This window comes from Telluria sp. ZB2R32 (genome assembly GCF_059685715.1).
This window is the reverse complement of the sequence record NZ_JCASIG010000001.1, coordinates 493899-507125: the sequence shown is the minus strand read 5'-3', so window position 1 is coordinate 507125 and position 13227 is coordinate 493899. Positions and strand designations below refer to the sequence as shown.

Here is a 13227-nt window from a genome sequence, read left to right as displayed (position 1 = left end):
AGTTTGATGCAGGTCATGCCTGCAGGCAGCATCGCCATCTTTCCCTCCGGTAGCATTGACGATTGGTAAGCATCCAGCTTGCCGTTGATTCGTCACATGGAGGAGTCATGCGGATGGCATTGCTACTCAGGGCGGCGACAGCATGAACGCGCCCGGCTTTTCTTCCCGCGGCCTGTTCGGCACAGGCCTTTCCCAGCACGCCCGGCTGATTACCATCGGCAGCAGCCAGGACAGCGACCTGCCCGAAGCGCTGGCTGCCGAAGCGTTTACCGGCCGCGAGGCCGTCAACGAACTGTTCCGCTTCGACGTCGATGCCCTGAGCACCTCGGCCGATCTCGACATCGACGCCTGCATCGGCGAAGCGTTGACCCTGGGTTTGCTCCAGCCCGACGGCAGCCGCCGCACCTGGCACGGCCTGTGTACCGAAGCCGCCTGGCTCGGCGCCGACGGCGGCGTGGCCCGTTACCGCCTGCGCCTGGAACCGGCGCTAACGCTGCTGGCATTGCGCCGCGACTGCTACATCTTCCAGGACAAGAACGCGCGCGACATCGTCACCGAACTGCTGGCCGATTATCCGCAAGTCGCCTTCGACTTCGACATCGCCCAGGACCTGCCGCCACGCGCGATCTGCACCCAGTACCGCGAAAGCGACCTCGATTTCTTCATCCGCCTGCTCGCTTCCGAAGGCCTCAGCTGGCGCTTCGAGCACGAGCCCCAAGGCCGCCACCGCCTCGTCATCTTCGACAGCCGCGCCATCGCGCCTGCCACGCCGGGCGGCGACATCATCCGCTTCCACGGCGTGCGCGCCACTGAGCATGACGACGCCATCGACGGCTTCAGCGCCCGGCGCCAGCTCGCCGCGAATGCGGTCGCCATCAGCAGCTGGGACCCGGCGCAACTGGTCGCGCCGGGGTGCGAACAGCGCTCGAACCTGGATGCGGGCGACGTGCCGACCCTGTGGCTGTTCGACGGCAGCGGTGAACGCATCGCCAGTTCGCGCGCCGCCGCCGACGCGCACAGCGAACTGATGCTGCAGGCGCTGGAGTTGGACAATAAAGCGTTCGAAGGCAGCGGCGCCGCGCGCAGGCTCGTTGCCGGACACAGCTTCCAGCTGACCCAGCACGACCGCTATCCCAGGGGCGAAAACGCCTTTACGGTGCTGTGGGTGCAGCACGAAGCACGCAACAACTTCGATACCGGCATCGCCCAAGCCGCGCATGGCAGCATCGAGCGCGGCACCTACCGCAACAGCTTCGGCTGTGTGCGCGACACGGTCGCCATCGTTCCCGCGCTGACAGCGGCACCGCATAAGATCACGGCACCCGGCGTGCAATGCGCACTGGTCGTCGGCCTCGCCGACTCAGTCGCCACCACCACGCGCGACCATCAGGTACGCATCCAGTTCGCCTGGCAGCGCGGCAGCCGGCCGAACGCCGGCGGCCTCGCACACGACACCGACGACAAGGGCTGTGCGCCCGGCGACGAACGTTCCGGCACCTGGGTGCGCGTGGCCGAAGCCGTGGCCGGTCCCAACTGGGGCACGCTGTTCACGCCGCGCGTCGGCACAGAAGTGCTGGTCGATTTCATCGAAGGCGACATTGACCGCCCGGTCATCGTGGCCCAACTGTTCACCGGAGCGGACCCGCCGTTTTCCGCCGGCGTCGACGGGAGCGCGAATCACGCAGGCACCCTGTCCGGCATCCACAGCCACAACTTCGACGGCAGTGGCTACAACCAGTGGCAGCTCGACGATACACAGGGACAGGTGCGCACCCGGCTCGCCACCAGCACCGCCAGCACCCAACTCAACCTCGGCTACCTGATCCAACAATCGCCCGGCTCCGCCCAACGTGGTGCCTATCGCGGCAGCGGCTTCGAACTGCGCACCGATGCCTGGGCCGTCGTGCGCGGCGCGGAAGGCGTACTACTGTCGACCAGCGCGCGTCCCCAGCAGGGCTGCGGCGTGACCTCCACGCAGATGGATGCGCATGAGGCGCTGTCGTTGCTGAAGGGCGCCGAGTCGCTCGGCAACACGCTGGGCGACGCCGCAGCGCAGCAGCAGGCGCTGTTCAGCAAGGATGCAGCCAAGGCGCAGGCCGACTTCATCGCGCAACTTGACCCGAAGGAAAAGGGCAAGCATGCCGGCGCGGTCAACGGCCAGACCGCGCTCAAGGCCAAAAGCGCATCGCGCGAGCTGGACGCCGAACAGCCGGTCGAAAAGTTCGGTGCCGCCATCGTGCTGATGGATTCGGCGGCCAGCATTAACTGGGCAACGCCGGCCTCCACCGTCATCTATGCCGGGCAGCAGTTGAGTTGGACCACACAGTCGGACCTGCACCTGACGGCGGCGCACACGGTGTCGTCGGTTGCGGCCAACGCGGCCAGCCTGTTCACGCACGGCGGCGGCATCCAGGCGATTGCCGCGAATGGGCCGGTGTCGCTGCAGGCGCATACGGATCAAGTCGAAATTGTGGCGGACAAGGAGATCACGGTGATCTCGGTGAATGACTGCATCGAGATCAAGGCGAAGGAAAAAATCGTGCTACAGGCGGGGCAGTCGGCGGTGACGCTGGAAGGCGGAAATATTACGTTTGCTTGTCCGGGGAAGTTTTCGGTGAAGGGAGGCAAGCATTTGTTCGACAAAGGATCGAAACAGGCGGCTGAGTTTCCGCATCTACCAAATGAAAAAAACAAGGTGAGTAACTTTATCGCGCTTAATTACCGCGACACGAGCGGGGAAGCGATGGCCGGTGTGGGTTACAAGATCAAGTTTGAAGATGGCGTTGTTATCAATGGAAAGCTCGATCAGAACGGAAATGCTCACCACGCTAATGTGCCTGAAAAACCAATCTGTGCAGAGTATGAAGATCGCACGCCGCTGCCTGATCAGCCTTGGGATCCGTTGAAAGCAATGCTATCCAAAGCGGAAAAAATGTTTGCTGGCTGAGAGAACTCTCTTTAAGGTGACATAAATGAACGACGAGTTCGAGAACGCATTAGCATGGTTCCGATCTGCTCCGGCAGAATGGGTCAAGAACGGTAGAGGTAACCTGGCCGCGGGTGCAGAATGGATTTGGGAGGTTCTTCAGGGAGATTTTAACGATAACGCCAGCACTGGGCAGGTTGTTACCGGGACGGTTATTTCAATGATTCCTTTCGTAGATCAATTGTGCGACGTGCGGGATCTGGTTGCGAACTGCCAAAAACTTGATGAGGAACCGGATCAATCATGGCGCTGGTTTTCGCTTGCTCTGACGTTGATAGGACTGATTCCTGGGCTTGGCTCTCTATTGAAAGGTTGTTTAAAGGTGTTGTTTGCAGGAATTCGGAAAGCCGGCGCAGCCAGCGGTCTGACACCACGACTATCCTTGCATTTTGACGAAGCGATTGTCCAGTTAAACAGGTTCTTTGCTCGTCCAGAAGTCGTTGCCGCACTCAAGGCGGTGAAGTGGGATAACCCTCATCGGATACTCGCAGCGGAAATCAAGAAAGTAGTCGCCAAGGTTAATGCAAGTGCTTTGATGAGTGCATTTGACCATGTAGCGGGAGCAGGAAAACAGATGCTTGGATTGGTGGCGAAATGGGGCGGCGACAATCTCGCTTCACGCGCGGTTGACCTGATTCGGAAGATCGATCAGGTACGAAGCGGCGCAAATCGCCACTTGGCGGAGGTTGTCGATCCGCTCCGAAATGCCTTAGCAACTTTGGCAAGGCGTCTGGAAATTCAAGCAGATATGGCACATCGCGCCTACTTGAATGCAGTGAATCCACATGCTTTTGCGAAAGTGTCGGAAGCTGAGGAAGTAACCGCGTTAAACAAAGTCAAACCAGCGTGGGTCGATAAGGCAGCAAGAATGTCTTATCCTGAGGTCACTCACCCTCCCGTAGTCCCTCCAGGTTGGACAAGTACGGTTGCTGATCCGAAACGCGGGCGACACCCGCTCAACGATGCGCATAAAACTTTCAATACTATTCAGGCATTGACAATCCCACCGGGGACAAAGCTCTACCGTATTGTCGATCCGACATCTTTCGATAACAGCATTTGCTGGATGAGTGAGGCCGAATTTAAAAAATTAAAGTCGAAAGACGATTGGAGGCGGCGTTTTGCTGTTTGGGCGAACTGGAATAGTAACGGTGAATTTATTGTTTATACCGTTCCGCCGGGCTTAGGCTTGAACGTGTGGGAAGGTATTACAGCATCTCAACAGCTAGGGAAAACAGATTTTGTGCTTGAGGGAGGTGCACGTCAAATAGTCGTCGACCCGTCACATATCAATATGTCGCATCTTAGTCCGCGAAAGAAGACCGGGTGGGGATATGATGAGTTAGGAACAAGTAATAATATGGTTGGTGTGCCTGTGCAACGTAATAACGTCCGTTAGGCGAGAAAATGAAAAAAAACATTAATGCTCAAGAAATTTTTCTTCTCGAAAGATACATCTCCGTCCAATATTTTGGTGAGCTACGCGATACTTGGGCTGGCATGGTCACGCATTTGGAAAATTGTCTAAGCAGTTTTATGCAAAATCTACCAAAGAACTATCGGGCACGACCGTTGCCGGAGCAGCCAGATGTTGTCTGGGGAAATCGAGTTATGCCAAATTTCAGGAATACATTGCAAGATTTAAATGCAGGATTCATTTTGCTAACCCATGGAGACTTCGAAGGACTCACACATGCGAGAGGGCCTCAAGGCGACTTCAAGGGACAAATGGATTATTGGTCTGGATGGATGGTAGAGTCAGACGAAAATATTTATGGAGAACTTTTGAACAAGGCGGTTACGTTGGCGGGCAATATTTCGCGGACCGAAAGGGCCGGATGGGGGCCCTTCGACTTGGTCGAATATGGTGACTACTTAGGGCCTTTAAATCCGCCAACGCAATGGCCTAGGTACAGAATCCAAAAAGATGTATCGGTTGCGACTGGACAGAAACTTGAAAAAAATGGCATTTATATGCCTGACGTGGACAGTAGCTGCGCGGAATTTTTGTCCCTTAGGTACAGCACCGCACCGGCTGCAAAGGTTCATGTTGGCCTGCGACCAATCTTGCATCCAACGACCGGTGAGAAGTATGCCGAGGAACCAATATTGGAGGATCAAGACTGTATTTGGTATCTGGTTGAACGTGTTTTAGGTCAACAGGACGACGTTCAGAACGATTCTGCATCTCAGCTGCAATACATCCGTGTTGCCGCCGGGACACACTGTCCTGAAACCGGGTTTTACTTCACACCTGCTGAGATTGGATCTCGACACTTGTTTCAGAAAGGCGAGCTAATGCCCAATGTTGAATCAGCTTATGGGCGCACCATTTGGCAATGGGACATAAATCAATCATCTTAGAATACGCATCAGTGCACGACGTAGTTCCGCGCCAAGCGATCTGCATGGCGCACCCCTTTTTGATCCAGCGCTAAACTAACCCACTCACTTCATGTTGAGGAGGTCATCATGCTGCAAGCCAATGAAATCCAGCAACGCTACAGCCACCTGCAACAGACCATCGGCGAAGCCGAGCAGGCGTGCAGGGCGTCGCAGGATACGCCGCCGGAAATGCGCGATTGCATCGAGCGCATTTCGCGGGAATTGAAGCAGGCCAGCGCTGTGATGCAGTCGAACGATGAGGCGCGGATCGTGCAGTGCGTGGACAGCCTGGAGGACATGGGCGACGAGGCCAAGCGCATCAGCCGCTCATCGCCGCAGATGCCGGCGCACCTGGAAGCGGTCGTCACCCGCGTGCACGCCGAGCTGTCCGACTTCAAGCACAAGCTGCACTAAGCGGTTCATTCCATCCGTCATGCCGGCCTTGATGCAGGACGCGCCGGGCCGGCGGACACGGAGCACGACGCGCCGGCATGTACGCATGCCGGCGTACCAACCACGCGAGCGGCCTAGACGCTTACACCACCCCGCGCGCCCTGAGCGCCGCAATCTCGTCGCCGCTCCTGCCCAGCACATCTCGCAGCACTTCGTCGGTGTGCTGGCCCAGCAGCGGCGGCGCCTTGTCGCTGGTCGCCGGCGTGGCCGACATCTTCATCGGGCTGCGCACCAGCGTGACCTTGCCGGCCGACGGGTGCGGCAGGTCGATCGCCATGGCGCGCGCCTGCACCTGTTCGTTGGCGAAGACTTCGCCGACGTCGTTGATCGGCCCGCAGGGCACGCCGACCGCTTCCAGCGCGGCGATCCATGCGTCGCGCTTGCGCGCGGCGACCATCTCGGCCAGCAGCGGCACCAGCACGTCGCGGTTGGCCACGCGCTGGGGGTTGGTGGCGAAGCGCGGGTCGCTTGCCAGTTCCGGGCGGCCGCCGGCTTCGACGAACTTCTGGTACTGGCCGTCGTTGCCGGCGGCGACGATGATGTGGCCATCGGCGCAGGCAAAGGTCTGGTAGGGGACGATGTTGGCGTGCGCGTTGCCCCAGCGTTTCGGCGCCTTGCCGCTGTTGAGGTAATTGCTGCCGACGTTGGCCAGCATCGCCACCTGCGTATCGAGCAGTGCCATGTCGATGTACTGGCCTTCGCCGCTGCGGTCGCGGTGGGTGAGCGCCGCCAGCACGGCAATCGTCGCGTACATGCCGGTCATCAGGTCGGTCAGGGCCACGCCGGCTTTTTGCGGGCCGCCGCCGGGCAGTTCATCGCGCTCACCGGTGACCGACATCAGGCCGCCCATGCCCTGGATCAGGAAGTCGTAGCCGGCGCGGTGCGCATACGGACCATCCTGGCCGAAGCCGGTGATCGAGCAGTAGACCAGGTCCGGCTTGATCGCCTTGAGCGACGCATAGTCCAGCCCATAGCGCTTGAGCTGCCCGACCTTGTAGTTTTCGAGTACCACGTCGGCGTGGCGCGCGAGGTCGCGGATCAGCGCCTGGCCTTCGGGGCTGGCGATATCGACCGTCACCGAGCGCTTGCCGCGGTTGGCCGACAAGTAATAGGCCGCTTCGCCGGTGTCGCGGCCCTCGGCGTCCTTCGCATACGGCGGGCCCCAGGCGCGGGTGTCGTCGCCACAGCCCGGACGCTCGATCTTGATCACGTCGGCGCCGAGGTCGGCCAGGTTTTGCGCGCACCAGGGGCCGGCCAGCACGCGCGACAGGTCGAGCACGCGGATATGGCCCAGCGCCTTGGGCGCGACGTTGACGTTGGCGGATTCGGTCATGGTGTTCCTGGCAAGGTTGACGAGGGGACGATTATAGCTGGCCATGTTCGGTGCCCTGCTAGCTGCGCGACCCCGGCTCGCGCAAGCCGGCATCGTTCAACTGTTCGGCAAACAGGTCGCGCTCGCGGTCGACGATGCTGTCCACGGTGCGCTCGTCAAGTCCCATCGATTCGAGCACGAAGGCTGACAGCTGCAGGCTCGCTTCCAGCGTCTCCGGCACTACCACCGTCGCGCCGGCGCGCTTGAGCGAACGCGCGTGGCGTTCGTCGCGCGAGCGCACGAACAGCGGCACCTCGGCGAAGTCGCGGCGAATGCCGCGCACGGCCTGCAGCGATGCGGCCGGATTGTCCATCGTCAGCACGATCGCCGGCGCTTCTTGCGCATTCACGAGACGCAGCAGTTCCGGGCGCGCCGCATTGCCGAAGTAGACCGGGATGCCTTGCGCGTGCAGTTTCGAGACCAAGGTCGCATTGTTCTCGAACGCGATGAACGGGATGTTCTGGGCCGAGAGGAGCTTGGCCAGCTGCTGGCCGACGCGCCCGAAGCCGGCGATGATGATCTGGCCGCGCGCACCCGCCAGCGCACCCGCGTCGTGCTCCGCCTTGCGCTCAATGAGTGCGCGTTCGTCGCCGTCGCCGATCATGCGCCCCAGGCGCGCCAGCAGCGGCGTGATGAACATCGACAGGCCGACCGCCAGCATCACGCGCGCGCCCAGGCCAGGCTCGAGCAGCTTCGCACTCACCGCGTAGCCGAGCACGATAAAGGCGAATTCGCCGCCCTGGGCCAGCAGCAGCCCGCCCTCGGCGGCGCGGCCCCAGGGCAGGCGCCCGGCGCGAAACAGCAGCGTCACCACCAGCGCCTTGGTCAGCACCAGGCCGCAGACGACCGCCGCCAGCCAGAGCGGGGCTTCCGCGATCTGGCGCGTGTCCATGCTCATCCCGACCGTCATGAAGAACAGGCCCATGAGCAGGCCCTTGAACGGTTCGACCATCAGCTCGACCTCGTGGCGGAACTCGGTCTCGGCCAGCAGCAGGCCGGCCACCAGCGCGCCCAGCGCCATCGACAGGCCGGCCGCCGCGGACAGGCCGGCGATGCCGAAGGTACTGAGCAGGATCAGCGCCATGAACACGTCCGGCTGGCGGTGGCGCGCGAAGGCCTTGAACAGCGGGTGGATCACGCGCCGCCCGGCCAGGTAGATGAGTGCGATGGCGCCGCCCGCCTTGGCCAGCGTGAGCAGCGCCAGCGTGGCGGCGCCGTCGCCGCCGCCACGCGCCAGCACGCCGAGGATGACCAGGATCGGCACCACAGCCAGGTCCTGCAGCATCAGGACGGCAAAGGCGGCCTGGCCGAGGCGGCTGCCGGTGCTGTTTTGCTCGCTCATCAACTGCATCACGACCGCGGTCGAAGACAGCGACAACACCAGGCCGAGGATGGCGGCGGTGGCGAAGGGTTGCCCCAGCAGCATGACGGTGCCGCCGATCAGCAGCGCGCTGGCCAGCACCTGCAGCGTGCCGGCGCCGAACACCCAGGCGCGCATCGCCCACAGGCGCGCCGCCGACAGTTCGAGTCCGATCATGAACATCAGGAACAGCACGCCGATTTCGGCCAGCATCGCGATGCCGGGACCGCTGGGGAAGGTGAGCCAGGCCAGCCACGGGAACTGGGGTGCTAGCAGCCCCAGGCCGAAGGGACCGACCAGGGCGCCGGCGGCGAGGAAGCCGAGCACCTGGTTGATGCGCAGGCGCTGCAGCGTGGGAATGAGGATGCCGGCGAGGATCAGGAAAAGGATGATTTCCCGGAAGAACGGGAAAGCGTGTTGCTCTTGCACGAGGGGGCGCCTTTGCGGTTGGTGGCTTGCATTGGCATTTTATAACGGGACGGTTGTTGCTGGACGGGGGGCGCTTGTGTCCATATGGAACGATGCCTCGACGGGGCAATACGCGTCGACACGTCGCAGGCATCCGCGTGGAGCACAGCGGCACCCGCCCAATGCGGACGTCGCAGGTCAGTCTGCGACGTCCTTGTGGCTTACGCTCAGAACCCGCCCGGCACCGCTTCGGCAGGCGTTTCTTCCTGCTGGCGATGGCCGCTGGCCACCGGCACGCGCGTTTCGGCGGTCTTGACCAGTTCGTCGTACTCGGGATCGGCGACGTTGCGCAGTTCGAGGTAGCGCTCCAGCGCGTTCTCCAGCTTCGGCAGCAGGACGCCGCGTTCGCTGTGCAGCACGCTGTAGGCGGGCCGCGCCGCGGCCATGCCGAGCGAGCTCGACGACTGCGCCACCAAAGCAGAGGCGTCGATGCCGGCCTTGCTTGCTGCCAGTTGCGCCAGTTCGAACCAGGTGACGGAACCACCGTTGTTCAGGTGCCAGACGCCGGCTTCGCGGTCGATGGCGAGGTCGAGGCAGGCATGCACCAGGTCCGGCACATAGGTCGGCGAGACGGTCATGTCGTCGGCGGCGGCGAAGGGCTCGCCGCGTTCGAGCGCGTTCAGCGCCAGCGTCACGAAGTTGTGCTTGTCCCAGGGGCCGAAGAAGGCGCTGGTGCGCACGACCAGGGCGCCCGGATGGGCAGCGAGCACGGCTTGCTCGGACTCGGCCTTGCTGCGGCCATACACGTTCAGCGGCGTGAGCGGATCGCTTTCCACGTACGGTTCTTCCTTTCTGCCGTCGAAGACCAGGTCGCTCGAGAAGGTGGTCAGGTGCACGCCATGGCGGACGCAGGCCGCGGCCAGGATGGCGGCGCCGGTGGCGTTGTCGCGCATGCAGCGCTCGACGTCGGTTTCGGCATCGTCCACGCGCACGTAACCGCTGGTGTTGATCACGGCCCAGGGCTTGTGCTGGGCCAGCGCCCGCTCGACCGAGGCCGGGTCGGCAATGTCCATGTCGTGGCGCGACAGCAGTTTATAGGCGAGGTGGCGCTTCTGGCAGATGCGTGCGAACGCGCGGCCCAGGGTGCCGGTGGCGCCGGTGATCAGGATCGGCGCCGGGTTGCGCCCGATCAGGCGCTGGCCGTCGGCGGCGATCGAGGTCAGCGCCGCCGGCGTGGCGACCGGCGTGCACAGGTAGCGGTCTGGACGGCGCCACCAGCCCGGGCCATGCAGCACCGGGTGCGACAGCGGCTGGCCGTTCGCCAGTTCGCGCATCATCGCGGCCAGCGCGGTCGGGCGCGGCATCGGCGAGCGCACGTCAAATGGGCCCGGTTCGTAGTAGCCGCGGTTTTGCGTGACCAGGCTGTTCCAGTCGAAGGAACCGAGCAGCGACCAGACGGTGACCGCGCGCAGGTCGACGCCATTCGTGCGCGCCGTCTGCGCCGCCTGCCAGATCTCGAGCAGCCAGCGCAGTTGGTCTTCGCGGTTGGCGTCGATGTGGGCTTCGGTGATGGCGATCGGCAGGCGGTAGCGGTCCCAGGTTTCGGTGAGCAGGGGGCCGATGCCGGCCGTTGGCGTGGCAAGTGCGCGCGACGCTTCGATGTCGGCGCAGGGGATGCCGTCGGCGACGCCGCGGTGGTGCTGCGGGTAGCGCTCCGGACGGTGGTCGAGCCAGCGCTCGCTCGTGACATAGTAATTGACGCCGATCACGTCCGGCGGGCAGGGGTTGTCGCGGAACCAGAGCAGGTCGGCCTGGTCGACACCGGTGCCGGTGAGGTATTTCCACAGCTTGTGTTCCGGGCCGACGGTGCCGCACAGCAGGTCCCAGGCCAGCCAGCGGCGCTCGTTGTAGAACTCGGCCACTTTGGCCAGTTCCGGCGTGCTGTAGGTCTTGCCGAGGTCGTCGGTCTGCACCAGCTTGGCGTTCGGGTTGACCTTGCGGATCTCGCGCATGCACAGCACCACGGCCTTGCACTGGATCAGCAGGGCCTGGATGAAACTTTTATCGTCGCGCGCATGCGGGTACCAGACGCCGTACAGGCCGGCGAAGCGCGCGGTGGTGCAGGGTTCGTTGACCGGGGTGTAGTACTCCAGCCATGGGTAGCGGGCGGCGACGGCGCCGGCATATTCGGCCAGGCGTTCGGGGAAGGCGGGGTCGAGCAGGCTGGTGTCGCGCGGGCCGCTGCCGTGGTGGATCAGGCCGGCGATCGGGGTGACGCCGGCATCGCGCAGGGCGGGGAGGCGTTCGTCGGGCCAGGACCAGTCGGCCTTGTCGAGGCCGTCGGGCGCGGTGCGTTCCCACAGGACGGGGTAGCGGATGGCGCGGATGCCGGTCGCGGCGAAGCGCTCGATATCGCAGTTGCGCAGGGCATGCCCATTGCGGTCTAACTGGCTAAAATATTGGTCTTGCACACGGTTGACAGTGCATTCAAGGCCGCCCCAAAGTTCGAGCGTGTCAAAAATTCCTTCATGGCTGCGTTGCATCGTCTCGCCGTACCCTTGTACTGTCTTCGACGATGCGCCTTGCCCTGAAAGTTTTTTGCCACGCTCTCCGAGTGGGCGGGGTTGGCTGTTCAGGCTCGTGTTATTCATGATTTCACCACTTGTTAGAATTTTTACAACAAAATACTTTTAGACGGTCACCGAAAACGTAAAGTTCGGAATAATTGACCGTTCTGGATCTGCATCGCTCGCTAACAAGGACAAGCGTTTTGGCGAACCAGCATGGCTAGCCGTAACGCTTCCCCCTGTCGCGTCCGGCTCGACTTCCGGTTGACAGCGCGCCGTCAACCTGCAAACATGCCATCCATGAAATTTATCAATCCACACTTCTCGCTTTGCACCTGGTGGCGCCGCTGACGACGCGCGGCCCAGACGAGAAGATGTGACTCACATGAACGCCGCCTCGATTCAGGCGGCGTTTTTTTTGCGCGGCGGACATCGGGGCATCAACAAGGAAAACCGATGAATTCTCCAATTACGAATCACGCCCCAGCCCCCGTCATCCTGACCGGCGACCGTCCAACCGGCCCTTTGCACCTCGGCCACTTCGTGGGCAGCCTGCGCAATCGCGTTGCCTATCAACACGAATACCGCCAGTTCATCATGCTCGCCGACGCCCAGGCGCTCACCGACAACATGGATGACACCGGCAAGGTACACCGGAACGTGGTCGAAGTGGCGCTCGATTACCTCGCGGTCGGGATCGATCCGACGCGCTCGACGATCTTCATCCAGTCCCAGGTCCCGGAACTGGCCGAGTTGACATTCTATTATCTTAATCTCGTCACTGTCGCCCGTTTGGAACGCAACCCGACTGTCAAAACGGAAATTGCGCTGCGCAACTTCGAGCGCGACATTCCGGCCGGCTTCCTGACCTACCCGGTCAGCCAGGCTTCCGACATCAGCGCTTTCAAGGCGACCCTGGTGCCGGTGGGCGAAGACCAGATCCCGATGATCGAGCAGTGCAACGAGATCGTGCGCCGCTTCAACCGCCTGGTGAACAAGGACATCCTGGTCGAGTGCAAGGCCCTGGTGCCGGAAATCGGCCGCCTGCCCGGCATCGACGGCAAGGCCAAAATGAGCAAGTCGCTCGGCAATACCATCAACCTGGGCGACAGCCCCGACCAGATCCGCGCCGCCGTCAAGCAGGTCTACACCGATCCGCTGCACCTGAAGGTCTCGGACCCGGGCCACGTCGAGGGCAACGTCGCCTTCCTCTACCTGGACGCGTTCGATACCGACAAGGCGGCGCTGGAAGAGATGAAGGCGCACTACACGCGCGGCGGCCTGGGCGACAGCATCGTCAAGAAGCGCCTCGACAGCGTGCTGCAGGACATGCTGGCCCCGATCCGCGCGCGCCGCGAAGAATTCGCGCAGGACAAGGGACAGGTGCTGCAGATGCTCAAGGAAGGCACGATGAAGGCGCGCGAAGTGGCGGCCGGCACGGTCGATGAAGTGCGCCGCGCGCTGGGGCTGTCGTACTTCTGACAGGTAGCGCGCAGCCGCAATAGGGCTGCGCAGACCCGTAAGGTGGGCGGGTCTTCCCGCCCACGCGTTCAACGCACGCGTGCAAACCACAGTGCGGCTATGCGTCGGCTGGTTGAACGCGTGGGCGGCGCAAGAGCCGCATCAGTGCCTGCTTTCGGGTAAAGCCGCCCACCTTACGTCCTGCTGCACGCCGGCCAGGCCGACCGTGCGGTAC

The 13227-nt window shown here is 62.5% G+C and carries 8 protein-coding genes; 5 read left to right on the top strand and 3 right to left on the bottom strand.

What is annotated here, in order from left to right; translation table 11 throughout:
• The first annotated feature begins 142 nt into the window (after nucleotides 1-142).
• The 4 genes from AC56LG_RS02210 (at nucleotide 143) to AC56LG_RS02195 (ending at nucleotide 5785) form a co-directional block, all read left to right on the top strand.
• Entirely contained in the window at nucleotides 143-2947 is a 2805-nt protein-coding gene (locus tag AC56LG_RS02210) for a type VI secretion system Vgr family protein (RefSeq protein ID WP_497164494.1), read from the top strand.
• Nucleotides 2948-2972: 25 nt separating this feature from the next.
• Nucleotides 2973-4385: a hypothetical protein gene (locus tag AC56LG_RS02205; RefSeq protein WP_497164493.1), complete on the top strand. Its 1413-nt coding sequence runs from the start codon at nucleotides 2973-2975 to the stop codon at nucleotides 4383-4385.
• Nucleotides 4386-4393: 8 nt separating this feature from the next.
• Nucleotides 4394-5350, top strand: coding sequence for a hypothetical protein (locus tag AC56LG_RS02200; protein ID WP_497164492.1), 957 nt, complete (start codon nucleotides 4394-4396; stop codon nucleotides 5348-5350).
• A 108-nt stretch (nucleotides 5351-5458) separates the two neighbouring features.
• Nucleotides 5459-5785, top strand: coding sequence for a hypothetical protein (locus tag AC56LG_RS02195; RefSeq protein ID WP_192054337.1), 327 nt, complete (start codon nucleotides 5459-5461; stop codon nucleotides 5783-5785).
• Nucleotides 5786-5906: 121 nt separating this feature from the next.
• Here AC56LG_RS02195 and AC56LG_RS02190 read toward each other — a convergent pair whose 3' ends face one another.
• From AC56LG_RS02190 to AC56LG_RS02180, 3 genes are all read right to left on the bottom strand, one after another.
• On the bottom strand, nucleotides 5907-7157 hold the full coding sequence (locus AC56LG_RS02190) for a CaiB/BaiF CoA transferase family protein (RefSeq protein ID WP_497164491.1): 1251 nt from the start codon (nucleotides 7155-7157) through the stop codon (nucleotides 5907-5909).
• A 58-nt stretch (nucleotides 7158-7215) separates the two neighbouring features.
• Entirely contained in the window at nucleotides 7216-8985 is a 1770-nt protein-coding gene (locus tag AC56LG_RS02185) for a cation:proton antiporter domain-containing protein (RefSeq protein WP_497164490.1), read from the bottom strand.
• Nucleotides 8986-9191: 206 nt separating this feature from the next.
• A complete protein-coding gene (locus AC56LG_RS02180; protein ID WP_497164489.1) occupies nucleotides 9192-11507 on the bottom strand; it encodes a family 1 glycosylhydrolase in 2316 nt (771 codons plus the stop codon).
• A 480-nt stretch (nucleotides 11508-11987) separates the two neighbouring features.
• On the opposite strand from AC56LG_RS02180, the gene trpS reads away from it, so the two are divergent.
• On the top strand, nucleotides 11988-13013 hold the full coding sequence (trpS, locus tag AC56LG_RS02175; protein WP_497164488.1) for a tryptophan--tRNA ligase: 1026 nt from the start codon (nucleotides 11988-11990) through the stop codon (nucleotides 13011-13013).
• The last annotated feature ends 214 nt before the right edge of the window (nucleotides 13014-13227 follow it).

What these genes read in the sequence shown, in the direction of transcription:
- AC56LG_RS02210 (WP_497164494.1), top strand. Translation starts at nt 143, where the DNA reads ATGAACGCGCCCGGCTTTTCTTCCCGCGGCCTGTTCGGCACAGGCCTT.
- AC56LG_RS02205 (WP_497164493.1), top strand. Translation starts at nt 2,973, where the DNA reads ATGAACGACGAGTTCGAGAACGCATTAGCATGGTTCCGATCTGCTCCG.
- AC56LG_RS02200 (WP_497164492.1), top strand. Translation starts at nt 4,394, where the DNA reads ATGAAAAAAAACATTAATGCTCAAGAAATTTTTCTTCTCGAAAGATAC.
- AC56LG_RS02195 (WP_192054337.1), top strand. Translation starts at nt 5,459, where the DNA reads ATGCTGCAAGCCAATGAAATCCAGCAACGCTACAGCCACCTGCAACAG.
- AC56LG_RS02190 (WP_497164491.1), bottom strand. Translation starts at nt 7,157, where the DNA reads ATGACCGAATCCGCCAACGTCAACGTCGCGCCCAAGGCGCTGGGCCAT.
- AC56LG_RS02180 (WP_497164489.1), bottom strand. Translation starts at nt 11,507, where the DNA reads ATGCAACGCAGCCATGAAGGAATTTTTGACACGCTCGAACTTTGGGGC.
- trpS (WP_497164488.1), top strand. Translation starts at nt 11,988, where the DNA reads ATGAATTCTCCAATTACGAATCACGCCCCAGCCCCCGTCATCCTGACC.